22 protein-coding genes are annotated in these 24,136 nt (G+C 67.9%); 8 read left to right on the top strand and 14 right to left on the bottom strand.

The window, feature by feature from the left end; genetic code table 11:
• Positions 1 to 247 precede the first annotated feature (247 nt).
• Both ASG27_RS20650 and ASG27_RS20645 read left to right on the top strand, forming a co-directional pair.
• Positions 248 to 1,441 (top strand): ABC transporter substrate-binding protein, encoded by a 1,194-nt coding sequence (locus ASG27_RS20650; RefSeq protein ID WP_082486058.1) that lies wholly within the window; start codon positions 248 to 250, stop codon positions 1,439 to 1,441.
• A 185-nt stretch (positions 1,442 to 1,626) separates the two neighbouring features.
• Positions 1,627 to 2,580 (top strand): AEC family transporter, encoded by a 954-nt coding sequence (locus ASG27_RS20645; protein ID WP_056420200.1) that lies wholly within the window; start codon positions 1,627 to 1,629, stop codon positions 2,578 to 2,580.
• A gap of 61 nt (positions 2,581 to 2,641) precedes the next feature.
• On the opposite strand, the gene ASG27_RS20640 is transcribed toward ASG27_RS20645, so the two are convergent.
• The 9 genes from ASG27_RS20640 to ASG27_RS20600 all read right to left on the bottom strand — a co-directional run bounded on the left by ASG27_RS20640 (position 2,642) and on the right by ASG27_RS20600 (position 12,905).
• The gene (locus tag ASG27_RS20640; protein WP_056420197.1) at positions 2,642 to 3,460 is read right to left on the bottom strand and encodes a hypothetical protein; all 819 of its coding nucleotides are present in this window, start codon (positions 3,458 to 3,460) and stop codon (positions 2,642 to 2,644) included.
• Positions 3,461 to 3,841, bottom strand: coding sequence for a hypothetical protein (locus ASG27_RS20635; RefSeq protein ID WP_056420195.1), 381 nt, complete (start codon positions 3,839 to 3,841; stop codon positions 3,461 to 3,463).
• A 228-nt stretch (positions 3,842 to 4,069) separates the two neighbouring features.
• Positions 4,070 to 4,351 (bottom strand): cupin domain-containing protein, encoded by a 282-nt coding sequence (locus tag ASG27_RS20630; protein ID WP_056420192.1) that lies wholly within the window; start codon positions 4,349 to 4,351, stop codon positions 4,070 to 4,072.
• A gap of 90 nt (positions 4,352 to 4,441) precedes the next feature.
• Complete coding sequence (locus ASG27_RS20625) at positions 4,442 to 5,332, bottom strand: nucleotidyl transferase AbiEii/AbiGii toxin family protein (RefSeq protein WP_056420187.1); 891 nt, start codon at positions 5,330 to 5,332, stop codon at positions 4,442 to 4,444.
• Positions 5,313 to 6,353 carry a type IV toxin-antitoxin system AbiEi family antitoxin gene (locus ASG27_RS20620; protein ID WP_056420186.1) on the bottom strand — a complete coding sequence of 347 codons (1,041 nt, stop codon included), beginning with the start codon at positions 6,351 to 6,353 and terminating at the stop codon, positions 5,313 to 5,315. The genes ASG27_RS20625 and ASG27_RS20620 overlap by 20 nt, the downstream gene beginning before the upstream one ends.
• A gap of 108 nt (positions 6,354 to 6,461) precedes the next feature.
• Positions 6,462 to 8,615 carry a replication restart helicase PriA gene (priA, locus tag ASG27_RS20615; RefSeq protein ID WP_156370838.1) on the bottom strand — a complete coding sequence of 718 codons (2,154 nt, stop codon included), beginning with the start codon at positions 8,613 to 8,615 and terminating at the stop codon, positions 6,462 to 6,464.
• Positions 8,616 to 9,333: 718 nt separating this feature from the next.
• Entirely contained in the window at positions 9,334 to 10,446 is a 1,113-nt protein-coding gene (hemE, locus tag ASG27_RS20610) for a uroporphyrinogen decarboxylase (protein ID WP_056420183.1), read from the bottom strand.
• Positions 10,447 to 10,599: 153 nt separating this feature from the next.
• Positions 10,600 to 12,180 (bottom strand): MFS transporter, encoded by a 1,581-nt coding sequence (locus tag ASG27_RS20605; protein WP_056420180.1) that lies wholly within the window; start codon positions 12,178 to 12,180, stop codon positions 10,600 to 10,602.
• Between the two features lie 167 nt (positions 12,181 to 12,347).
• Positions 12,348 to 12,905: a MarR family winged helix-turn-helix transcriptional regulator gene (locus ASG27_RS20600; RefSeq protein ID WP_082486043.1), complete on the bottom strand. Its 558-nt coding sequence runs from the start codon at positions 12,903 to 12,905 to the stop codon at positions 12,348 to 12,350.
• Positions 12,906 to 13,022: 117 nt separating this feature from the next.
• Here ASG27_RS20600 and ASG27_RS20595 point away from each other — a divergent pair, with 117 nt between their 5' ends.
• Positions 13,023 to 13,976, top strand: coding sequence for a tripartite tricarboxylate transporter substrate-binding protein (locus tag ASG27_RS20595; protein ID WP_056172719.1), 954 nt, complete (start codon positions 13,023 to 13,025; stop codon positions 13,974 to 13,976).
• A gap of 323 nt (positions 13,977 to 14,299) precedes the next feature.
• Positions 14,300 to 15,628, top strand: coding sequence for a sulfatase family protein (locus ASG27_RS20590; protein WP_056420179.1), 1,329 nt, complete (start codon positions 14,300 to 14,302; stop codon positions 15,626 to 15,628).
• 282 nt (positions 15,629 to 15,910) lie between these two features.
• Here the strand turns inward: ASG27_RS20590 and ASG27_RS20585 are convergent, their stop codons facing one another.
• Positions 15,911 to 16,816, bottom strand: a complete 906-nt coding sequence (locus ASG27_RS20585) for a LysR family transcriptional regulator (RefSeq protein WP_056172723.1) — start codon at positions 16,814 to 16,816, stop codon at positions 15,911 to 15,913.
• Positions 16,817 to 16,970: 154 nt separating this feature from the next.
• Here ASG27_RS20585 and ASG27_RS20580 point away from each other — a divergent pair, with 154 nt between their 5' ends.
• The 3 genes from ASG27_RS20580 to ASG27_RS20575 are packed head-to-tail and all read left to right on the top strand — an operon-like array spanning position 16,971 to position 18,706.
• Entirely contained in the window at positions 16,971 to 17,954 is a 984-nt protein-coding gene (locus tag ASG27_RS20580) for a TerC family protein (protein WP_056172726.1), read from the top strand.
• Positions 17,955 to 17,973: 19 nt separating this feature from the next.
• Positions 17,974 to 18,135 (top strand): hypothetical protein, encoded by a 162-nt coding sequence (locus tag ASG27_RS27340; protein WP_200912460.1) that lies wholly within the window; start codon positions 17,974 to 17,976, stop codon positions 18,133 to 18,135.
• 7 nt (positions 18,136 to 18,142) lie between these two features.
• Positions 18,143 to 18,706, top strand: a complete 564-nt coding sequence (locus ASG27_RS20575; protein WP_056420176.1) for a DUF2062 domain-containing protein — start codon at positions 18,143 to 18,145, stop codon at positions 18,704 to 18,706.
• Positions 18,707 to 18,888: 182 nt separating this feature from the next.
• On the opposite strand, the gene ASG27_RS20570 is transcribed toward ASG27_RS20575, so the two are convergent.
• From ASG27_RS20570 to ASG27_RS20555, 4 genes are all read right to left on the bottom strand, one after another.
• Complete coding sequence (locus ASG27_RS20570; protein ID WP_056420173.1) at positions 18,889 to 19,857, bottom strand: Bug family tripartite tricarboxylate transporter substrate binding protein; 969 nt, start codon at positions 19,855 to 19,857, stop codon at positions 18,889 to 18,891.
• A 121-nt stretch (positions 19,858 to 19,978) separates the two neighbouring features.
• Positions 19,979 to 20,266, bottom strand: a complete 288-nt coding sequence (locus ASG27_RS20565; protein WP_056420171.1) for a DUF2783 domain-containing protein — start codon at positions 20,264 to 20,266, stop codon at positions 19,979 to 19,981.
• 19 nt (positions 20,267 to 20,285) lie between these two features.
• The gene (locus ASG27_RS20560) at positions 20,286 to 21,938 is read right to left on the bottom strand and encodes an FAD-dependent oxidoreductase (RefSeq protein WP_056420169.1); all 1,653 of its coding nucleotides are present in this window, start codon (positions 21,936 to 21,938) and stop codon (positions 20,286 to 20,288) included.
• A gap of 195 nt (positions 21,939 to 22,133) precedes the next feature.
• Positions 22,134 to 23,090, bottom strand: coding sequence for an MBL fold metallo-hydrolase (locus tag ASG27_RS20555; RefSeq protein WP_056420166.1), 957 nt, complete (start codon positions 23,088 to 23,090; stop codon positions 22,134 to 22,136).
• A 144-nt stretch (positions 23,091 to 23,234) separates the two neighbouring features.
• On the opposite strand from ASG27_RS20555, the gene ASG27_RS20550 reads away from it, so the two are divergent.
• The gene (locus ASG27_RS20550) at positions 23,235 to 24,047 is read left to right on the top strand and encodes an IclR family transcriptional regulator (protein WP_056420591.1); all 813 of its coding nucleotides are present in this window, start codon (positions 23,235 to 23,237) and stop codon (positions 24,045 to 24,047) included.
• Positions 24,048 to 24,136: the final 89 nt, after the last annotated feature.

The raw sequence follows: 24,136 nt of genomic DNA, 5'->3' as shown, positions 1-24,136 counted from the left end.
GCTGACACGGCCCTGACGGGCAGCCGCGCCCGGGCACGCCAGGCCTGCTGGCTGCGGGAAACCCCGCTAGGGCGCGCCTGCACACAATTTGATACTGGCGCGGCAGCTCCATCCACCGATCAGATCACGAGCCCACACCATGACCCCCTCTGCATCGACCCCTGCGCGTCTGCTCGTGCCCCTGCCTTTTGCCCCGCGCACCAGTGCTCGCACGCGCACCAGTGCCTCGCGTGCCCTGTACCTGCTGATGACCGCCTGTGCCCTGCTGGCGGGGGCCTTCCTGGCGCAGCCCGCCCGGGCCCAGGCGCAGGGCGGCAACAGCGCTGCGGTGCGCATCGGGGTGGTGGGGCCTTTCACCGGGCCGTCGGCGGACTTTGGCGTGCCCATGCTCAACGGCATCAAGCTCGCGGTGGACGAGATCAACGCGGTGGGCGGCTACCTGGGCCGGCCGCTGGAGCTGGTGGTCAAGGACGACGCCGCCAACCCCGACCAGGGCCGCAAGGTGTCGCAGGAGCTGCTGGCCGACAAAGTCGTCGCCACCATCGGCTTTTGCAACACCGGCGTGGCGATGAAGGCCATCGACCTGTTCCAGGACGCCAAGAGCCCGCTGATCGTGCCGTGCTCCACCGGCACGGCGGTGACGACCAAGTACCCGGCTGCCGACAGCTACATCTTCCGCGTGCAGGCCCGCGACGCGCTGCAGGCTCCGTTCATGGTGGACGACATCGTCAAGCGCGGCTGGGACAAGGTGGCCATCTTTGCCGACAAGACGGGCTACGGCGAGGGTGGCTACAACGACGTGGTGGCGGCCCTGGCCGCCAGGAACCTCAAGCCCGTGCACGTGGCGCGGTTCGACCTGGGCGTGAAGGACCTCACGGCGGACCTCACCGCCGCCCGCGCAGCGGGTGCCAACGTGGTCTACAGCTACACGGTAGGGCCGGAGAACGCGACCATTGCCAACGGCAAGAAGGCCATGGGCTGGAAGGTGCCCCAGGTGGGCGCCTGGCCGCTGTCCTTCCCGTTCTTCCTCGAAGGGGCCAAGGACGCCGCCGAGGGCGCGCTCATGGTGCAGACCTTCATCGCCGAGCCCAGCAACGAGCGCCGCGCCTCGTTCCTGTCGAGCTACACCCGCAAGTACCAGGGCAAGGTGGCGGTGCCGATGGCAGCGGCCAACGCGTACGACGCCACGTATTTGCTGATGTACTCTTTCCTCGGCATCCGCGACGGCAATCTGTCCGGCCAGGCGGTCAAGGATTCGCTGGAGGGCAAGATGAAGACTTACTACGGCGTCGTCGCCACCTACGACAAGCCTTTCAGCCTGCAGGACAAGGATGCCATCACGCGCAACATGCTGGTGATCGGAATGGTCAAGAACGGCGCCATCACCTTCGCCTACCCCGAGGACGCCAAGCGCAACCTGATCATCCAGCGCAAGCAGTAAGAGCGGCTCACAAAACGCTTCTGGCGTCGTTGCCGCGTCTTGTCGTAGTACTTACTGGTACTGCCTGCGACGCAGTGCCTGGCCAGAACCGCTTCGCCGCGCGTGATGGCACCCGCCTGACTTTGCGCTGACCACCGCGCGGGCGCCCGGCACGGCTGCGCGGCCCAGCACGGACAATATCCCCCGTGCTCTCCGTCCTTCTCATCACCTTCCCCTTCTTCGCATTGGTGCTGTGCGGCTACCTGGCCGCGCGGCGCGGCGTGCTGCCGCAGCCGGCCATCCCGGGGCTCAACGCCTTCGTGCTGTACTTCGCGCTGCCCTGCATGCTGTACCGCTTTGGCGCCAGCACGCCCATCGGCCAGTTGCTCGACCCCGCCGTGGCGGGCGTGTACGTGCTGTGCGCGCTGGTGATGGTGGGGGCTGCGGTGGCGCTCACGCGCAAGGCGCACATCGGCTGGAACGACGCGGCCTTTGGGGCGCTGGTGGCCGCCTTTCCGAACACCGGCTTCATGGGCGTGCCACTCCTGGTGGCGCTGCTGGGCGCGCAGAGTGCGGGCCCCGCCATCGTGACCATCGTGGTGGACATGGTCGTCACCAGCTCGCTGTGCATCGCGCTGTCGCGCCTGGATGGCGCGGGCACCCACGGTGTGGGCGTGGCGCTGCGCAGCGCCTTCCGGGGCATGGCGACCAACCCCATGCCCTGGTCGATAGCGCTGGGTGCGCTGGCCTCGGCCTTGCACTTTCAGTTGCCCGGCCCGGTGGACAAGACCATCGCCATGCTGGCCGACGCGGCCTCGCCCGTGGCGCTGTTCACCATCGGCGCGGTGCTGGCGCGCTCGCAGATGAACCAGCACGAACAGGTGCCCCCGCGCGACTACGTGCCCCTGGCGCTGGCCAAGCTGCTGGTGCACCCGCTGTTGGTGTGGGCTGTGGGCACGGCGGCCATCGCACTGGGCGTGCCGCTCACGCCGTTCGCGCTCTCGGTGCTGGTGCTGCTGGCCGCGCTGCCCAGCGCCAGCAATGTCTCGCTGCTGGCCGAGAAGTTCGGCGCCAACAACGGGCGCGTGGCGCGAATCATCCTGGTGTCGACGGCGCTCGCGTTTCTCAGCTTTTCGGCTGCGGTGGCGCTACTGACCTGAATGCTATTGTTTGTATAGCTGCTTGCGTAGGCGGGGTGAGCGGGAGGGGCAGATTTTTCTATCAATAGGCTTTGCAGGCCTGGCTTACCGATGCAACCAGCGCCTCGCGTGCGTGGTGCATCGCATACATGGCCCCTACCCAGACCAATCCTTCCAAAAAGAGGTCAACGAAAAAGTCCGGCCTGTAGATGCGCGTGACACTGGTGTACACCGCCTTGAGCACGATCAGCATGGGCGCTGCCAGCGACGCGGTATATGCCACGGCCTTCCAGCCTTGAAGATAGGTGCCGATCGGAACCGTCGGATGGCATCGGATGACTGCACCGTGGCGTTGCCAGTCGCCGTAGGCCTCCCACAGCATCATCGCGTTCAGAAAGCTGAAAACCGCCATCGGCACCAGGCAGAAAAGGACCAGGTTCGCATCAAGGGTGTTCCAGCTGGCATCGTCGGCCCGCTCGGCCTTCTGCTCAGGGCTTTCGTCGCGGCGCATGCCTTCGGTGCTGATCACTTCTTCGGCCGTATCCACCGCCAGGTCCAGCCATTGGATCCATGTGCGCACACGGGGTTGCTGGCCCAGGGCGGCGGCGTAGACACAGGTGTCGTCGACACACACCTGTTTGTCGGGGGTGATGTGGCTGCCGGGCAGGTACCAGTCGTCGGATTGGCGCGGTAGCCAGACTACAAACACCGTGGTGGTGACGTAGGTGCTCTGGACCATTCCCGTGGGCTGGTGGTCCAGTTCGATGGCCATCCAGTCGTAGCCTCGGTGCTGCCCCTTCACGATCCATTGAGGCCGAGTGCCTGTCAGGCCGAGCCGCTCCCACAGTGGCGCCGAAAAATTGTCCAGCAGGCCCCTGGGCGGCTTCTCCTTGACGGCCATCTACAGGTGCTCCAGGTCGGCATCGTCCTGCGCGGTGCGCCTGGACTGCAAAGCCACGGGGATGGTGAGGGCGATGCACAGCAGCAGGTTCCACGGACCAGGCATACCGTACACAGCCCAGCCCGCACCGATCACTGCCAGCACGATGGCCATGCGAAGCCATGACAGGCCTTCGCACAATCTGAGGGAATATCCGAGGACCAGATAGATCACGGCCAACATCAGCGGCCAGCCGAAGATGCTGTAGATCAACAGCACGGCGAGACCGGTGCCCTTGGCTTTCATGAACCACGATGCCCAGATCCAGTTGGTTGCCAGCGTGGACACCGCGACGGCGATGGTGGTCCACAGAGGGGAGAGAAGGGTGGTGTAGAGCTTCATGGGAGCCGGCGGCGAATATCGTCCGGAGTATGTACCGTGGTGATGCCCTGGAGTGTGGCGGCCAATGCGCCACCGCCGCAGGCTTTCAGGGGCCGGCCAGCTCGGTGCTACTCGCGGTAGCGCAGAACGATACGCTTTGACGTTGTTCGATCTGTGAGTGAAGGCGCCCCTTCTGGCCCGGCATCCGTCGATGCCTGCATCCCCTGTTTGCTTTCGCCTGTCCTCGTATCAGGGCACTGCTGGCTTGCGCCCCACCAGGTAGCTCACCCCGTCGGGGCCGTAGAACTCCGAATGCGGTTCGTGGGCCTGTAGATGGAACACATCGCCCACGCAGTACAGCCGGTCCGACCCTGCGGTCACGATGCGGATCTCGCCCGACAGGATGAGCGCCTTGGCCTCGAACGGGTGCGTGTGGTCGTCCAGCCTGCCATCAGGCTCGCGTGTGACGGTGACTGGGCGCTCGAAGCCTTCATCGGCCAGGGCGCGGGTGAACGTATCGGTGTGGTCCATCGATGTCTCTTGTCTGTGTGGTGAGGCTCCAGTGTAGGCAGTCGAGGGGCCGTCGCACAACGCTGCGGTGCGTGTCTGCCGGAGCGTTGGTCAATCCGGCGCCGGGCCCTGGCTTTGCAGAAATCCTTGCAGGAACGCATCGACATGCTGCAGCGGGTGCGGCCCGCGCTCGGGGATGGTGCCGGCCAGTTGCAGGGCTCTTTGCAACTGGTCGTCCAGCTTTTGGCGCCAGCGTCCTCGTCGGTCCAGGATGTCGGCCACGGCCTGCGCGGTGGTCGCTTGCGTTGTGGCCGCAGCGGCGTCCTGGCCCAGCAGCATGGCGCCTGCCAGGTCGGGGTCGTAGTCGCTGGCCAGCAGCAGGGCGGTGCCGGTCTCGTACAGGCGGTCCATGTTGCCCGCCTCTGCATAGCGGCGCGTGATCAGCAGAAAGTCTGTGGCGTCCTTGGCGGTGTCCAAATGCCGGTCGCGCCATGCGATCAGCTTGAGCACCGCCAGCGACGGCAGCGAAGCCACGCGCACCACCAAGGCTCCGTCCAGCTCCACTTCGACGGCGGCGCGGTGAGCTTCGGCAAAGCCCGCGACGTTCATCACCACCGCATGCTCCGGCGGCCAGGCGATGGTGGCCTGCGAGCTTGCCACGGCGCCGAAGGGCAGCAGGTCGAGCGGAACGCCGTGGGGCATGTCTGCCGGGCGGTACATCAGCCGGTGGGCCACGCCAGGCTGTGGGTGGAAGCTGCCTTGTGATAGCAACCGGTCCTTGATGGCGCTGAAGGCGGCCCAGTCGGTCAGGTGCAGGCCCAGGTCCACGTCGCGCGTGGCGCGGCCCGTGTTTTGGCCGTGCACATGCCACAGCATCAGGTCGCGGGCCAGCGCGCCGCCGACGAAGAAGTCGATGCCCAGGCTGTGCGCTGCGGTGCTGGCCTGCTGCAGGATTTCGCGCAGCAGCGGGTCGATAGGGCGCTCAGGCGATGTCTCGAGCATCGCGGCCGGTGTCCAGATACTGCGCGCGGATGCGCTGGGCGGTGTCGATGTTGCGCGGGTCGGCACTGGCCATCAGGTCTGCGTAGACGAGCAGTGGCGGCACCGTGGCGCTCGCAGCGTCGGCCTCTTCGGCCAGGGGCCAGAAGGTGTCGAGCACTTCGATGGCGCCGGTGGGGTCGGGGCGCAACCGGTGTTTCAGGATCAGCGCTTCGGGCTTGGCGGTGTAGATAGTCGATTGCTCGGGCTCGAGATACCCGGTCAGGTGGTGGGCCGCGACTTCGCCGCCCCACACGGCCTGTTGCGTGCGCAAGTCCACGCCTTTCCACCAGTCTGCGGCTGGCGCTGCGAAGCGCCGGGCGTGCAACCGGGGACGCAGTTTGACCGGAAAGTGCGTGGCCCACTCTTCCTGCAACGCTCCGGGCGCCAGCAGGCGGCGCGGCTCGGTCGGCGCCAGGTGCCCGCGTGCCTGCAGGTCGGCCAGCACGTCCCCCACGGTGCCCAGCGCCACGTCGGCGGCGGCCGCGATGTCGCGGTAGGTTCCGGTGGCGAGGGCCGGCCGGGTCAGCAGCGCAAAGACGATGCGCAGCCCGGCTGGTGTGAGCGACTTGAACCGCCCCACTGGCCGCGCGCTCTCGGGGCGGGGCTTGCCGGTCACGTACACGAAGCATCCCGGTACGTCGAGGTAGGCGTTGCCTGCCGCATCGATGAAGTTCAGTCCCAGGCTGCGGCATTGCCGGGCGGCCTCGGTGGTGACGAACGGCGCGACCAGCACCGTCGGCTCGCGCCGCAGGCGGGCCCTGGCCTGGAGCGTGCCCAGTGTGTGGAAACGGTCGACGGCCTTGATCTCGGCCGCAAAGCGGACGGGCTGAGCCTGGGGCGTGATCACGTCCAGCCAGGCATCGGGCGATGCGTCGCCGGGGGCTTCTTCCCTGACCTGGTGGATGGCAGCCCGCTCCATGCGCACCCCTGTTTCTGCTTGGAGTGCGGCGATGGCGTCGCTCAGGGTCGTCTGGGTGTTCATGTTTTTAAAGTGTTCACGCAGTGTGAACATCGAGAATAACTGAACGCATTGTTTTGTTCAATATATTTTCCTGTTCGTGAAACGTGAACAAAACATAAAAATGAACAATCAGATCACCAGCGGATCCACATCCACCAGCCATCGCACCAACCCCTTATGTTCCGGTGCGCTGCGCGTGACCTGAAGCACGGGCTGCCAAGCGGCCAGAAACCGCTGCAGGGCGGCGCGGCTGCTGCTTTCCATCAGCATCTGGGCGCGCTCCACGTTGGCCACGCGCTGGATGGTGAGCGGCACGGGCGGGAACAGCGTCACGGCCTCCAGCCCCGGCAGGGCGGCTGCGTGGGCCGCAGCCGTGGCGGCGGTCAGAAAGCCCTGCGCGATCTCCTGCGTGCGGGCATCGGCGCGCACCAGGGCCTGGAAGGCGAACGGCGGCATGGCGGCTTCTTCGCGCTCCTGGAGCTGCTGGGCGGCAAAGGCCGGGTAGTCGTGGGTGCGCAGCGCCTCGTACACCGGGTGCTGCGGGTGAAAGCTCTGCACCCACATCTCGCACTGCGTGCCCTGGGCGGCCATGTAGGCCGCGTCACGCCCCGCGCGGCCGGCGGCCTGCATGAGCAGGGCGAACAGGCGCTCGGGGGCCCGGAAGTCACTGGAAAACAGCGCACCGTCGGGCTGCACAGCCGCCACCAACGTGATGCGCCGAAAGTCATGCCCCTTGGCGATCATCTGCGTGCCCACCAGCACATCCACCTCGCCCGAATGCACCTGGGCCAGCTGCGCTTCGAGCGAGCCTTTTGCCTTGGTGGTGTCGGCGTCGATGCGGGCGATGCGGGCGGGGGTGCGGTCGGGCCGCAGCACCTCGGACAGCAGGTCGCCGAGCTGTTCTTCAAGCTGCTCGGTGCCCCGGCCCATGGAATGGATGTCCGGGCTGCCGCAGGTGGGGCAGGCGCGGGGCACGCGCACCGTGTAGCCGCAGTGGTGGCAGCGCAGGGTGCGGTCGGCCTTGTGGAAGACCTGGTGCGCGCTGCAGTGCGGGCAGTCGCTCTTCCAGCCGCAGTCGGCGCAGTGCAGCACGGGCGCGTAGCCCCGGCGGTTGAGCAGCACCATGCTCTGCTCCCCGCGCGCCACGCGCTCGGTGATGGCGGCCAGCAGCGGCGCGCTGAAGATGGCGCGGCGCGGCTGCTGGTTCATGTCCACGCGGCGCACCCGGGCCGGGGCGCCCGCGCCCCCATCTGTCCCTGCGCCGGCGCCGATCCGGCTGGGCATGGCCAGGCGCACGTAGCGTCCGCCTTCGGGGTCCTCCGCCGTGGGCGGGCGGCTGGCGTGCCAGGTCTCCAGCGACGGCGTGGCCGAGCCCAGCAGCACCTTGGCGCCTTGCTCGCGCCCGCGCCAGATGGCCAGGTCGCGCGCCGAGTAGCGGGCGCCCTCCTGCTGCTTGTAGCTGGGGTCGTGCTCCTCGTCCACGACGATGATCTTCAGGCCCGGCAGGCTGGCGAACACCGCCATGCGCGTGCCCAGCACGATGCGGGCAACACCGCTGTGCGCGGCCAGCCAGCTCTTGAGGCGCTGCGGGTTGGTCATGCCGCTGTGCAGCGACACCACCGCCTGGCTGCCAAAGCGCGGCGCAAAGCGGGAGGTAAAGCGCTCTTCGAGCTGCGGGGTGAGGTTGATCTCGGGCACCATCACCAGCGCCTGGGCCGTGGGGTCGGCCTCCAGCGCCTCCTGCACGCAGCGCAGGTAGACCTCGGTCTTGCCGCTGCCGGTGCTGCCGAACAGCAAAAACGGGCCGGATTCGGATGAAATTCGGGCCCTGGCGCTTTCCTGCTCTGCGGTGAGTGCTATGGTTTCAATAGCGTTGGCGGCGTCGCCGCCTGCCGTGCTCTTGGCCGGGCGCCGCAGCCGCCGCGCCAGTTGATCGGGCTGCAGGTCGCGCAGTTGCGGCGGCAGGGCTGCGAGGGCCACCTCGCCCAGGGCGCGCTGGTAGTAGCGCGCCGCAAAGGCGACCAGCCGGCGCCAGGGCAGGCCCAGGGGTTCCACACCCTCCAGCACCCCCGCAATCGAGCGCATCGCCGCGCCTTCGGGCAGCTCTCCGGTCGCATCCTGCGCGTCCCACACCACGCCCAGCACCTCCCGCTTGCCCAGGGGCACCCGCACCAGCGTGCCAGGCGGCAAGGGCCGCTCGCTGGCATAGCTGAGCAGGTCCCCCACGCCGCTATGGGACGGCGTGTGCAGCGCGACATGGACGATGGTGGAAGGGATGGTCACGGGTGTTGGACAGTTACACGTGCTTGTGCAGGCGATGTAGAGGTTTGACGGCTAAGTGCTTGATTTGCTGTGGGTGGGGAGTAATCCCGACTTTCTGTGGATAACTTTGTTGACATCCTGCCTGGACGCCCCGCCAAGCCGCATGAATACTGGCCCGGAACACATTGCCCACAAAATTGGCAGCTCGAAAAAATCGTTATGAATCAATCATCTGAAGAATTTTGACCGCATTTTCTGTGCTATGGCCCGGCTACTGCGCAATGCTGCGCCGCATCAAGATTTGTGTGCATAAGTCGAACATCGATCCGGCGTCAAGCCCCGGAACAGCCCCATTTTTGTGCTAGCGGCGGTGGCGCATGCTCGACGTTTTGTGCGGTTTGGCCTGCAAGTGCTTGATTTGACTGGGAATTTGTAAGAAATCCAGAATTTCTGTGGATAACTTTGTTGATATCCCCTGTGTTTGCCTCGCAAGCCCTTGAAACGCCGTGCTTTCGGTGGATTGCCTGCAAAAAATGCAACGCAGTGCATTCCTTTGAAATCAATGACTTACGTGGCGGTTGAGAATCTTTTCGCTTTTTCTCGCACGCCTGGCCGTAGCGTGCAGGGGGTGCGTGCGCTGCTCCAGTTTTGTGCATAAGTAGCGCCTGGCCCCGCTGGATGCCCGGCTTGGGGGCAGGGCGGCGCCCAGCAGGTCGCCGCCGAAGCACCGCCGGGCAGGCTAGCCCTGCCGCTGCGCGCGCGAGTGGCTGTGCACGGCCTCGACCAGGGCCGACACATGCTCGGGCGGGGTGAACTGGCTGATGCCGTGGCCCAGGTTGAAGATGTGCGTGGGGCCGGTGGTGGTGCGGTCGGTGTGGGGCTTGCCAAAGCTGTCCAGCACGTGGCGCACCTGGGTGGCGATTTGCGCGGGGGGCGCAAACAGCACGTTCGGGTCGATGTTGCCCTGCAGCGCCTTGCCGGGGCCGCCCGCCTGGCCGCCGACGATGGCGCGGGCATGGCCCAGGTTGGCCGTCCAGTCCAGGCCCAGCACTTCGCAGTCCAGGTCCTTCATGTCCGGCAACCAGATGCCGCCGCCCTTGGTGAAGACGATGCGCGGCACGTCGGTGCCGTCCACGCCGGTGCGCTTGAGCTGTGCCAGCACCCGTTTCGTGTACGCCAGGCTGAACTCCTGGAAGGCGCCGTCGGCCAGTACGCCGCCCCAGCTGTCGAACACCATCACGGCCTGGGCGCCCGCGTCGATCTGGGCATTGAGGTAGGCGGCCACGCTGTCGGCGTTGATGGCCAGGATGCGGTGCATCAGGTCGGGCCGCGCGTACATCAGGCTCTTGACCATTCGATAGTCGTCGCTGCCCTTGCCCTCGACCATGTAGCAGGCCAGCGTCCAGGGGCTGCCCGAGAAGCCGATCAGCGGCACGCGGCCGTTCAGGGCCTTGCGGATGCTGGTGACTGCGTCGAACACATAGCGCAGCTTGTCCATGTCGGGCACGGCCAGTTGTTCCACAGCGGCCTCGTCGCGCACCACCTTGGCAAAGCGCGGGCCTTCGCCCTCGGCGAACGACAGGCCCAGGCCCATGGCGTCGGGCACGGTGAGGATGTCGCTGAACAGGATGGCCGCATCGAGCGGAAAACGCTCCAGGGGCTGCAGCGTGACCTCGGTGGCGTAGTCCACATTGGTGGCCAGCCCCATGAAGCTGCCCGCCTTGGCACGCGTGGCCTTGTACTCCGGCAGATAGCGCCCCGCCTGGCGCATGAGCCACAAGGGCGTGTAGTCGGTGGCCTGGCGGCGGCAGGCACGCAGGAAGGTGTCGTTGGAGAGGGGGGCAAAGCTCATCCTGCAATTGTCGCAGGGTGGACGGAAAGGCCCGGCACAGTGTGCTGCGGCTGACGCTGGCGCGCCCCAGGCCAGCGCCACGGTGGATCCGGCTTTGCCGGTCCACGGGTGGCGTCGCCCTCGGGGGAAGACGCGAAGCGGCTCAGGGGGAAGCTATCTTTCAGCGATGTAGTGCGACATGCGTACTACTTCGCCGGGCGCCAGGAAGGCGCGCACCTCGGTTTCCAGCGCCTGGTCGGCCATGGTGGCGCGGGCGCGCTGGTGCAGGTAGTCGGCCCAGGACTCGACGATGAACCGCTCCACATAGCGCGATGGCTCGCCCAGGTCCTTGTACACGCGCCAGAAGGTGGCGCCGTCGCGGCGGCGCGGGGCCTTCATGCGGCTGATGGTGTCCAGGAACTCGGCGTCCGTGCCGGGCGCGATGCGGTAGCCCACCTCCACGGCGACCGGGCCGGCCTCGGGCAGGGGCTCGGCCTCGATGAAGAGTTCGTCCCAGGGCGTGGCCTGCGTCACCTCGTGCAGCGCGCCCATGCGCAGCGGCATGGGCCGTGCCAGCAGCAGCCCGGCCCCCATGAGCGCGGCGGCCGTGTACAGCGTGGGGGCCAGGCCCACGATGTCCGACGCCGCCCCCCAGAAGGCCGAGCCCATCGCAAACGCACCTAGCGCCGCCACCATGTGCATGGCCACCGCGCGCGAGCGCACCCACTGCGGCGCGCTGGCCTGGGTGGCAGTGTTGAAGGTGGACATGGCCGACATCCACGCCGCACCCGCGAACAGCATGGCGATGTACACCACCCACGCGATCTTGGTCATGGCGGCGACCAGCATGGCCGCGGCAAACACCACGCCGCCCACGCCCACGATGATCTCCATGCCAAAGCGCGCGCGCAGCCGCCCGAGCACCAGACCCACCGCCACGGCGCCGGTGCCCAGGCACCCCATCAGCAGGCCGAAGCCCGGCGCCCCGGTGCCCAGGCGCTGGGCGATGACGGGCAGCAGCGCCCACAGGGCCGAGCCCGCGGCGCTGAATGCCATCACGCGCACCAGCTGGGCCAGGATGATGCGCGAGTGCCAGGCAAAGCGCAGGCCGCTCAGCGTGCCGCCCCACAGGCGTTCGGCGGGCAGCTTGGAGGGCGGGTGGGCCTTGGGCGGCCAGCGGCGGATCGACTCCCACATCACCAGCGTGGTGGTCACGGTGACGGCAAACACCCACCCTGCGCCCAGTTGGGCAAACACCAGCCCCGCCAGCGTGGGCCCGATGGCGCGCGCGGCGTTGTAGGCAATGCTCACGGCGGTGATGGCCTGCGGCCATTCGTCGCGCGGCACCGGGTCGATGACCGACGAGTTCCACGCGGGCGTCAGCACCGCCGTGCAGCAGCCGCAGATGAACACTAGGAACAGCACCGACGCCGGCCCGCCCCAGCCACCCAGCACCAGCAGCGTGAGCAGCGCGCTGGCCCCCACCTGCGCCAGCAGCGCGCCCGAGATCAGGCGCCGCCGGTCCGTCGTGTCGGCCAGCACGCCCGCCGGCAGCGCCAGCAGGAACATCGGCATGAACACCGCCGTCTGCACCAGCGCCGCCAGGAACGAGGAGCCCGTGAGCTCCACCATCAGCCAGGCCGCGGCCATGGTCTGCATGCCGCTGCCGATGAAGAACACGCCACCGCAGACCCACAGGCCCCGGAATGCTGGTTGGCGCAAGGGGCTCCACAGAGAGGTTGATGGCTGCGACATGAATGGAGGGTGGGGCGGTGGGTGTGGGCAGGCCGGGGTCGGCCGCGGGTTCGTCGTGGTGCGGTCGTCTATCGTCGTGGGGTGCGCTCAGCAGCTTGTGGCCGCGAGCCCCGCTCTGGAGGATATCGCCGGTTCCCTGTTTTGGGGCGGTGCCGCGCGCATCTCCTTCAATCTGTGTGCCGCCCGCCGCGCAGCCGGTAGGTGCGCGGCACGTCGGTGCGGGTGGCGACCAGCGCCTCGGCGCGCTGCTGCATGTCGGCCAGGGCCTGGTCCAGGCTCTGCACGGCGTGCGCGTCCAGCCCGGCCAGCAGCTCCTGGTTGAGCGCCTTGACCTGCGGGAACAGCCCATCGTGCACCGCCTGCCCGGAAGGCGTGAGCGACAGCACGGCCTGGCGGCGGTCGCCCGGCATGGCCTCGCGGATGAGCAGCTTCTTGGCCAGCAGCGAGGTGATGGCGCGCGAGGTGCGGGCCCGGTCCAGCCCCAGGCGCAGGGCCAGCTCCGCCGGCGGCAGGCCAGGGTGCTGCGCCAGCACCATCAGCAGGCCCCATTCGCGCCGGGTGATGCCGTAACCGCCTTCGCACAGCCGCACCACCAGGCTGCCAGCCACCGCCAGAAGGCGGTTCAGGCGGTACATCAGCAGGTCGTGGGCCACCAGCGGGTCGGCCAGCCGGCTGGCCGCTGGCGTGGCCGGGGAGGGCGCGGGCATCAGGGTATCTCCGGGCATGAATTGATTAGATCAATCGATTGTGGGCCCAATACAGTGGGCCGCGCGGCGATGCTCTTTCGCGCGCTGCCTGCCTGCCCTTTGACACTGCCACCGCCCCTGCCTGGAGACCCGACCATGCGAAAACCCCTCGCCCTCGTGCTGACCGCCGCGCTCGCCCTGTGCGCCACCCTGGCCCAGGCGCAGGACACGCCCTTGCGCATCGTGGTCGGCTACGCCCCCGGCGGCGCGACCGACCGCGTGGCCCGCATCGTGGCCGACAAGCTGGGCTCCAAGCTCGGCACGCCCGTCATCGTGGAGAACAAGACCGGCGCGGGCGGCCGCCTCTCGGCCCAGGCTGTGAAGGCCGCGCCCGCCAACCAGCCCATGCTGCTGCTGGCCAACCCCGCCGTCATGCTGGTGGCGCCCCTGGTGTTCCCCGACGCGGGCTACGACCCCGAGCGCGACTTCCGCCCCGTGAGCCATGTCAACAGCTACGAGTTCGGCGTGGCCGTGGCCAGCGCCGTGCCGGTCAAGGAACTGCCGCACCTGATGGCCTGGCTGCGCGCCAACCCCGACAAGGCCAACTTCGGCGTGCCGGCCACGGGCAGCCTGCCGCACTTCTTCGGCCTGATGGTGGGCGATGCCGCCAAGGTGCGCGCCGAGGTGGTGGGCTATCGCGGGTCCGCCCCGCTGCTCAACGACCTGCTGGGCGGCCAGGTGCCGGTGGCGTTCGACACCTTCGACACCCTGCTGCCCCAGCACGAGGCCGGCAAGATCCGCATCCTGGCCGTGTCGAGCGCCAAGCGCAGCCCGCTGGACCCCAAGATCCCCACCTTCAAGGAAAGCGGCATGGACCTGGCCGCCACCGGCTGGAACACCTTCTTCGCCCCGATGAGCATGCCCAAGGCCCAGGCCGAACGCCTGGCCGGGCTGATCGTGGAGGTGATGAAGGACCCGGACACCCAGCGCAAATTCGAGGCGGCCAAGATGGAGCCGGTGGTGGCGACCATGGCGCAGACCGAAGCGATGCTCAAGGCGTACCGCGCGCAGTGGGCGCCGGTGGTGCAGCGCTCGGGCTTCAAGCCTTGAGGGAACTGCGCTTCCGCCAAGCGCCAAACGTCAAACGCCGCGCACCACACACCACCACCAACCGTTCACGCTGAGCCTGTCGAAGCGCCGCGCAAGGCTTCGACAGGCTCAGCCCGAACGGTATTGACGATATCGCCGAGCGCTACCGACAAGCTCCCACATACACCCCGCCTCTGCCACCACCTTCGCCGCCACCTCCCAACACCATTTACCCGTTCACGCTGAGCTTGTCGAAGCGCTGCGCAAGGCTTCGACAAGCTCAGCCCGAACGGTCGGTGTGGTGGCAGTAAATGGATTGCGACCCGACAACCCGGTACAGCCCCATGCCCCAACGCCCCAACATCATCTTCATCGTCGCCGACGACCTCGGCTATGCCGACCTGGGCTGCTACGGCGGGCGCGACGCGAGCTTCGGTGCCGTGTCGCCCGTGCTCGACGGCCTGGCCGCCCGCGGCCTGAAGCTCACGCAGGGCTACTCCAATTCACCGGTCTGCTCGCCCACGCGCTTTGCGCTGATGACCGCGCGCTACCAGTACCGCCTGCGCGGCGCGGCCGAGGAACCCATCAACAGCAAGAGCCGCGGCAGCACCACGCTGGGCCTGCCGCCCGATCACCCCACGCTGCCGTCGCTGCTGCGCGCAGCGGGCTACCGCACGGCGCTGATGGGCAAGTGGCACCTGGGCTACCCGCCCGCATTCGGGCCGCTGCGCTCGGGCTATGAAGAGTTCTTCGGCCCCATGTCGGGCGGGGTGGACTACTTCACGCACTGCAGCTCGGGCGGCCAGCACGACCTGTACCTGGGCGACGAGGAAAAGCAGCAGGACGGCTACCTCACCGACCTCATCACCGACCACGCGCTCGACTACGTGGAGCGCAGGGCGCCAGGCGCGCAGGCCGGCACGCCGTTCTTCCTGAGCCTGCACTACACGGCGCCCCACTGGCCGTGGGAGACGCGTGACGACGAGGCGCTGGCGCAAGAGGTCAAGGGCAACCTGTTCCACCTGCACGGCGGCAACATCGACACCTACCGCCGCATGATCCACCACATGGACGAAGGCATCGGCCGCATCATGTCCGCGCTGCAGCGGCACGGCATCGACCGCGACACGCTGGTCGTCTTCACCAGCGACAACGGCGGCGAGCGCTTCTCGGACAGCTGGCCCCTGGTCGGCGGCAAGATGGACCTGACCGAAGGCGGCATCCGCGTGCCCTGGATCGCCCACTGGCCCGCCGTGATCGCGCCGGGCAGCGTGAGCCCGCAGACCTGCATGACCATGGACTGGTCCGCCACCATGCTCGATGCGGCGGGCGCGACACCGCACGCCGACTACCCGCTCGACGGCCGCTCGCTGATGCCGCTGCTGCGCGACCCGTCGGTGCTGGACGACCCAGCGCTGTTCTGGCGCATGAACCACCGCGGCCAGCGCGCCATGCGCCAGGGCGACTGGAAGTACCTGCGGGTGGACGGCAACGATTACCTGTTCAACCTGGCCCAGGACGAGCGCGAGCGCGCCAACCGCGCGCCGGTGGAACCGGAGCGTTTGCAGTCCATGCGCGCGGCGTGGGAGGCGTGGAATGCGTCGATGCCTGCGATTCCCGAAGACGCGACGGTGAGCCTGGGTTATTCGGTCAAGGACATGCCGGGGAGGTAATCCCCCTGAGTCGCTGCGCGCCTCGGTGGCACTGGGATGGGGGCGCGCCAGTTTTGGCAGCCGGAGCGCCGTTCAACCAACATCCGTTCGGGCTGAGCCTGTCGAAGCCTTGCACGAACTGCGCAATCTTGAAGCCCATGGCCGCTCCCGCCGAGTTGGCCGAAGGGCGGCCCCTTCCAGGCCCTGGCTTCGACGCGCTCACCCCAACCGGATGGGGCGATGCGGGTGAAATGTTTTTTAAGCGTTTCAGGCCCCTACCGCTTGATAGGCAAGCGCCACCAGCTATTGATTCAATAGCGTCCCGCTCTTCCCCGCCTCCAGCAGCCGCGTGAGCAGCGGGTGCATCACCTTGCGGGCGCTGTAGATCAGGTGGAACTGCTCCTGCACATCCGGCGTGGTGCCCACCTGCACCAGGCCGTGGGTGTGTGCCAGGTGCTCGCCCAGCGACACGGGGGCAGGCATCACGCCCATGCCGGTGGCGGCAAAGGTGCTCAGGAGGGCGCTGTCCTCGAACTCGCCGGCGATGCGCGGGCGGATGCGCTCGCGCTCCAGCCAGTGGTCGATGCGGGCGCGCATGGCGGCGTGGTCGGTGGGCAGCAGCACGGGCACCACGGCCAGGCTGTGCGGGAAGTCCGTGGCCGCAGCCTCGGCCCAAAGCGGCGGGGCGTACCAGGCGATGGCGCTTGTGCCCAGCAGTTGGCTGGTGGTGCGCAGCGCGCGGTTGGGCGGGGCGGCGCGGTCGGCCAGCACCGCGTCGAGCTTGTGCAGCGCCAGCTCCCCCAGCAGCGGCTGGAACTCGCCCTCGTGGCACAGCAGGCGCAGGTGGGGTTCGTCCAGCACGGGGGTCAGCAGCCGGTGCACGGCCAGCTTGGCGATGCCGTCGGAGATGCCCAGGTTCAGCCGCAGCGTCTGGCCGGTGGCGGCCTCGCGCACGCGCACGGGCAGCAGCTCGCCCAGGGCAAAGATGTGGTCCGCCTCGTGCAGCGCGGCCACGCCCGCGTCGGTGAGCACCAGGTTGCGGCCCTCGGAGCGCAGCAGGCTCACGCCCAGGGCCTTTTCCAGCTCGCGCACCTGGGCGCTGATGGTCTGCACGGCCATGTCCAGCCGCTCGGCGGCGCGCGCGATGCCGCCCTCCTTGGCCACCACCCAGAAGTAGAAAAGATGGCGGTAGTTGAAGCTCTGGCTCATGGGGTTTCCTGGGAGAAATCGCAAAGGTTCGTAAAAACCGAACCAATGGTATCAATATGACAGGTTTTTAAGAATCTCTTGCGTCCCTACAGTGCGGGCTGTTGTCGGGTGGGGCGCCCGGCAGACGAACCAATTCCCTTCGGAGCAAAGATTCATGGAAACAATAGGAACCTGGTGGATGTGGGCGGGATTCGCCGTCTTCGTGGTCGTCGCCATCGGCGTCGACCTTCTGGTGATGGAGCGCCAGGGGGCGCACAAGGTCACGATGAAAGAGGCGCTGCGCTGGAGCCTGCTGTGGTTCTCGCTGGCCTTCGTGTTCGTGGCCATCCTGTGGTGGTACCTCGACAGCAGCCAGGGCCGCGAGGTGGCCAACACGGTGTCGATGCAGTTCATCACCGGCTACCTGGTGGAAAAGAGCTTGTCGATCGACAACATCTTCGTCTTCCTGATGCTGTTCAGCTACTTCGCCGTGCCGCCGCAGTACCAAAAGCGCGCGCTCATCATCGGCATCATCGGCGCCATCGTGCTGCGCACGCTGCTGATCCTGGCGGGCGCCTGGCTGCTGGCCACCTTCCACTGGCTGCTGTACGTGTTCGGCGCGTTCCTCGTCGTCACCGGTGCCAAGATGTGGTTCGCTGCAGGCCAGGAGCCTGACATCGCGACCAACCCGGTGCTCAAGTTCCTCAAGAAGCGCATCCGCATCACCGACCAGTTCGACGGCGAGAAGCTCTCCACGCTGGTCAACGGCGTGAAGCACTACACCCCGCTGTTCGTGGTGCTGGTGCTCATCGGCACCACCGACATCATCTTCGCGGTCGACAGCATCCCTGCCATCTTCGCGATCACCAACGACCCGTTCATCGTGCTCACGGCCAACATCTTCGCCATCCTGGGCCTGCGTGCGCTGTACTTCCTGCTGGCCGACCTGGCGGACCGCTTCCACCTGCTGGCCTACGGCCTGGCGCTGGTGCTGATCTTCATCGGTGGCAAGATGCTGCTCATCGACCTGGTCAAGATCCCGATCGGCTACGCCCTGCTGGTGACGGCCGGCCTGATCGCAGGCTCCATCTTCCTGTCGCTGCGCAGCTCGGGTGGCAACACCCAGCAGCCTGCGCCAGCCCTGCCACCCAAGGACTGACCGGAAGGAAGCGCACACCATGGAACTGCTGGACTCTGTACTGTTGTTTCTCCTGGGCGGCCTCGTCGCCGCCACCGTCATCGCCCACCGGGCGGGCAACGAGAAGCGCGATGTGCGCCTGCTGATGGGGCTGTCGGCCCTGTGCGGCGCGGGCACGGCAGCCGCCTTCGCCTGGAACTGACCGCGCGATGATGTCCATGCTGTGCTCCCTGCGCCGCTGGCTGCGCGGCCTGGAACCGCGGGCCCGCACCCACCTGGACCGCAGCTGGCTGGCCAGCCTGCGGCCCTGGCTGGAGCAGCGCGCGCTGTTCCGCTTTCAGCGCGAGCCGCTGGCGCGCGGTGTGGCAGCGGGCATGTTCTGCGGGCTCATCCCCGGGCCGCTGCAGATCCCGGGCACGCTGGTGGTGTGCGCCGGGATTCGCGGCAACGTGGTGGCCGGGTCTGTGGCCACCTTCTATACCAACCCGTTCACCACCGTGCCGCTGTATGCGCTGGCGTTCTACCTGGGGTCGCTGGTGATGCCCGGCACGCAAACCCTGCCGCCGTGGAGCAGCGTCGCACCGGGCGGCGATTTCTCGGTGCAGGCGATGGCGGCGTGGATCCAGGCCCTGGGCACGCCGCTGCTCGTCGGCCTGCCCACACTGGGGCTGTTGCTCGCGGCGCTGGGTTATGCCGCGGTGCAACTGATGTGGCTGGCCCCTGCTTTGCAGCGCAAGCGCCGCCTGGCACGCTGCCGATCAGCCGCTGCGTAACGGGCGAATCGGCGCTGCCCACTTTCCGAAGCGCGAGGCTCGGCAGATCCTGAAGTCCACAGGCTGCCAAACCGGCGCGCCGCCATCGCCAGTGCCACCGCGGAACCGGCTTCGCCGGGCCGCTGGAGGCGTCCCCTTGAGGGGGAAGCGGCGCAGCCGCTCAGGGGGCTCAATCAGTGGGGTTAGTCAAGCTTTACGCCCACCTTGGTGATGACCCGGCCCCACTTCTCCCGCTCGGCACGCGCAAAGCTGCCCATCTGCGCCGCGGTACCAGGCATCGGCTCCACGCCCAGAGCCTGCAGGCGCGCCTTGGTGCGCGTGTCGGCCAGCGCGGCCTGCAGGGCCTTGCTGAAGTTCGCCACCACCTCGGGCGGCGTGCCGGTGGGCGCGACCACGCCTTGCCAGGCATAGCCCTCGAAACCCTGCAGTCCCTGCTCTGCGATGGTGGCCACATCGGGCATGGTGCCCACACGCTGCGGGCTGGCCACGCCGATGGCCCGGACCTTGCCGGTCGCGAGGAAGGGGTACACCGTGGCGCTGTCGATCCACATCGCGGGCACCTGGCCGCCGATCACGTCCTGGATGGCCGGGGCGGCGCCGCGGTAGGGCACGTGCGTGAGCTTGAGGCCGCTTTGCTCGCGGAACAATTCGCCCACCAGGTGGTGCGGGCTGCCCGGCCCGGCGGACGCCCAGTTCACCCCATCCGGCAGGCCCTTGGCCCAGGCCATGAACTCCTTCAAGTTCTTGGCGGGCACGTTGTTGGACACCACGAGGAACATGGGGAAGCGCACCAGCAGCCCCACGGGCTGGAAGTCCTTCTCGGCGTTGTAGCCGAGCTTGCTGAACAGGAACGGGTTGGCCGCCAGCGTGGCGAAGTCGGCCGAGAAGATGAGGTTGCCGTAGTCCTTGTGGCGCGCACTGTATTCGGCCGCGATGTTGGTGCCCGCGCCGGGTTTGTTGTTGATGATGATGGGGCGGCCCAGCGTGGTCGACATCGACTCGGCAATCGTGCGCGCCACGATGTCGGAGCCGCCGCCGGCCGCATAGCCCACCACCCATTCGAGCGGCTTGGTGTCTTGGGCCGTGGCGGGCAGGGCCAGCGTGGTGAGTGCCAGGGCACCGAGGGTGGCGAGGAAGTGTTTGCGCAGCATGGTTTTGTCTCCGGGTTGTTGTGATGCGGTCGGGGCAGAGGCCGCAGTGCACCGTCTTTGCGATGCTGCTGCGGCCGGGGGAAACGGTGCGGATGTGTCGCTGTACGGGGCGGGCCGGCGTTCAGGCCATGGCGTGCGTAGGCAGGACCGGTGTGATGGCTTGGTGGTCTGCCTCGGTGGGTGTTGCGGTTGGCGTTGCGGTGGCCGTGGCCGTCTTCAGGCCTGCCGCGCCGCGTGCCAGCCGCAGCGCGTCGCACAGCGTGGCGTGGTCGCCGATGTGGTTGGCCAGCAGCAGCACCAGGCGTGCGTTCATGGCGTGGCTGTCGGGGGTGGACAGGCCCTGGTGGGCGTTGATCAGCGCTTCGTAGAAATCGTCGCAGGCCTGCAGGTGGGGCTGGGTGTTGAGCATGGTCGGGGGCTCCGTGGTGTCAGGCGTGGGCGGCCGTGGCGCGGGCCAGGGCGGCGCGCACGGCGGCTTCAGTGGGTGCACGCCAGCGCGCGCACACGTGCTGGTCGGGGCGCACCAGGTAGGCGGTGTGGGGGAGGGCGTCCAGGCGCTGCGCGGCCAGGCCCTCGCTGTCCTGCACCTCCACGCCGATCTGCAGCACCTGCACCTGCGGCACTTCGAACGCCCAGCCAGGCGCCGCGCCAAAGACGATGAGTGTGAACTGCGGCCCCAGCGCGCGCAGCAGCCAGGTGGGCTGGCCCTGCCGCGTCAACGGCGCGTCCAGCAGCACGGCGCCCGGCACCTGCGGGCCCGCGAAGGCGTCGGTGTCGGGCGTGTTCAAGGGCGACGCATGCAGCGTGGCCGGCACCGACAGGCGCCCGCTGTTGACGATGCGCCGTGCAAACGCATGGTCGCGGGCCAGGTGCAGTGCGGCGTCGCGAAACAGCCGGCTGATCTCGCTCTTGGGCGTGATGAAGTCGGTGGCGCGTGTGGAGTTGGCGATGTTCTCGTCGGCCGCATATTCGCGCTCGGGGCCGTAGGTGGCCACCAGTGCAGCGCTGGCCCGGCCTTGCAGTACCCAGTCGAGCTTCCAGGCCAGGTTCTCCGCGTCCTGCACGCCGCTGTTGGCGCCGCGTGCGCCGAAGGGCGAGACACCGTGCGCGCTGTCGCCCACAAAAATCACGCGGCCGTGCACGAAGCGGTCCATGCGCAGGCAGGCAAAGGTGTAGACGCTGGCCCAGTCCAGCTCGAACTGCGCGTGGGGACCCAGCAGCGCCTGCACGCGGGGCAGGATGTTCTCGGGCTTCTTTTCTTCCTCGGGGTCGGCGTCCCACCCCAGCTGGAAGTCGATGCGCCACACGTTGTCGGGCTGGCGGTGCAGCAGCACGCTCTGGCCGGGGTGGAACGGCGGGTCGAACCAGAACCACCGCTCGGTCGGAAACTCCGCATCGCCTGCGAGCTTCACGTCGGCGATGAGAAAGCGGTCCTTGAAGATGCGGCCCTTGGCTTCCAGGCCCATGGCCTGCCGCAGGGGCGAACGTGAGCCGTCGCACGCGGCCACCCACTGCGCGCCGATGCGGTAGTCGCCCTCGGGCGTGTCGACGGTCAGCAGGGCGCCGTCGCCGTGCTGCTCCACGGCGGTGACCCGGTTGTGCCAGCGGATGTCGATGCCCGGCAGCTGCAGCGCCCGCTCCACCAGGTAGGCCTCGGCGTAGTACTGCTGCAGGTTGATGAAGGCCGGCCGCTCGTGGCCGGCCTCGGGCAGCAGGTTGAACTCGTACAGCTGCTCGTCCTGCAGGAAGACCTTGCCCACGTTCCACGACACGCCCTTGTCCACCATGCGCTGGCCCACGCCCAGGCGGTCCCAGATCTCCAGCGTGCGCTTGGCAAAGCAGATGGCGCGCGAGCCGGTGGAGAGCTTGTGGTCGTTGTCCAGCACCACCACGCGCTGCCCGCGCTGCGCCAGGTCGATGGCGAGCGACAGGCCCACGGGGCCCGCACCCACGATGACCACGGGGTGCTGCGCGGGCGTGGGGCTGTCCTGGTCGGGCGAGCGCACGTAGCCGAATTCGAGGGCCTGCACCTCGGCGCCGCTGGCGTGGAAGGCCTCGGGAGGGATGTCTCTGGGGTTCATGGCGTCATGACCTTTGTGTCTTGGATCGAACCGGGCGCTGCTCTGGGAACGGACCTGTGCAACTGGCGCAGCCCCTCAGCGAGCGACGCCAAGCCGGGGCTGCCCCGCAGCGAGGGCGTCGTCCCCCTTCCCGCAGCGCGCAGCGGTGCGAGAGGAGGGGGAAGGCGCGCAGCGCCTCAGGGTGTTGTTCTCTATTCAACCTTCCAGGGACTTCCACATCTGCACATCCCGCTCGGCCGTCCAGATGCGCGGGTCCGGGTACTGCGTGGCTTCGTCGTAGGCGCGGGTCACGTCGAACGGCATGCAGTGGTTGAAGATCACCCAGTGGCCGTACTTGGGTTGCAGTTTCGCGAACGTGGCCTCGTACACCTTGCGCAGGTCTTCGCCCTGGGCGGCGCTGGCTTTCACGCTCTCGTACAGGTCGCTGATGAAGGCGCGCGTGCCGGCCAGCCCGGCCTGCACCTGGTCGGGCGTCTGCAGCGCGGCGCCGCGGCCGGGCACCAGCTTTTCGGGCTTCATGGCCGCGATGTTGTCGAGCGTCTGCGGCCAGTCCTGGAAGTACGCGTCGCCCGCATACGGGGTGGCGTCGAACTCCACCAGGTCGCCGCTGAAGAGGATCTTTTCCTGCGGCAGCCAGGCCACGGTGTCGCCCTTGGTGTGGCCGCGGCCCAGCTGCAGGATCTGCACCTCCAGCGTGCCCAGCCACAGCGTCATCTTCTTGTTGAAGGTCATCGTGGGCCAGGTCAGGCCGTCCGGCACGCTCTCCACGTTCTGGAACAGGCGCGGGAAGCGGCCGATCTCGCTGTCCTTGTCGAACTGGCCGCGCTCGACGATCAAATCGCGCGTGTCCTCGCTGGCAATGATGTGCTCCGCCCCATAGGCACTCGCGCCCAGCACGCGCACCGCGTGGTAGTGGGACAGCAGCACGTACTTGATGGGTTTGTCGGTCACCTCGCGGATGCGGCGGATCACGTCCTGCGCCATCACGGGCGTGGCCTGGGTGTCGATCACCATCACGGCGTCGTCGCCAATGATGATGCCGGTGTTGGGGTCGCCCTCGGCCGTATAGGCGTACGCATGGTCGGAAAGCTTGTCGAAGCTCACCTTCTTGACGTCCAGGTCGGCGGCGGAGGCAAAGGTCTTGGTGGTCATGGTGTGAAATTCGTTATGGGTGAATGCGTTTATCTAAACGGAATGTTTTGATGTTAGGCAATAAATTCGCCAATGTCTAACGCATTCGCTTAGGTGAAAACCCGGAGATCCATGCGCCAGCGCTTGCCGTGGACAATCGCAGCCATGCCTTCCGCCCCCATCGACCCGCCCCGCCCCGACGACGAAGACGACACCAGCCCGCGCACGCCACGCGGCATTCAGAGTGTGGAAGTGGGCGGGCAACTGCTCAAGGTGCTGGCCCGCACCGGCCGCCGCATGGCGCTCAAGGACCTGGCCCGCGCCGCCGAGATGACGCCCGCCAAGGCGCACCCGTACCTGGTGAGCTTCGGCAAGCTGGGCCTCATCGAGCAGGACGCCGTGAGCGGCCACTACGGCCTGGGCCCGCTGGCCATGCAGCTGGGCCTGATCAGCCTGCAGCAGGTGGACCCGGTGCGCCTGGCCATCGCCGAGCTGCCCGCGCTGGCCCAGCGCATCGGCTACACCGTGTCGGCCTCGGTCTGGGGCGACAACGGGCCCACCATCATCCGCGTGGAAGAAGGCCCCACCGCGGTGTACGTGGCCATGCGCCATGGCACCACCGCGTCGGTGCGCCACACGGCCACGGGCAAGGTGTTCGCGGCTTTCGGCCCGCGCGAGCGTGCCGCTGCTGCGTTGGCGGCCGAGGGGTTTGCAGGGGCACTGGACGAACCGGCGTTCGCCGCCGAGCTGGAGTTGGTGCGCGCGCACCAGGTGGCGCAGGTGACCGATCAGTTGTTGCCCGGCATCAGCGCGCTGGCCACCCCGGTGTTCGACGGGTTCGGCCAGCTGGTGCTGTGCCTGGCGGTGATCGGACCCAGTGCCACGCTGCAGACCGGGCCGGGCAGCGCGTCGGCGCAGCATCTGCGCGAGGCGGCGCGGAGTTTGTCGCAGAGGCTGGGGGCTGCTGTAACTGGCTAAAAAATATTATTCTCTTTGAATTTAAATTGCCACATCAACCGAGCGGAGGACTGGCGTAAGAAGGCAGTAATTGGCGGATGGCCGTAACT

Source organism: Acidovorax sp. Leaf191 (assembly GCF_001424425.1).
In the GTDB taxonomy this organism is placed as follows: domain Bacteria; phylum Pseudomonadota; class Gammaproteobacteria; order Burkholderiales; family Burkholderiaceae_C; genus Acidovorax.
This window is presented reverse-complemented; position numbering and strand designations above follow the sequence as displayed.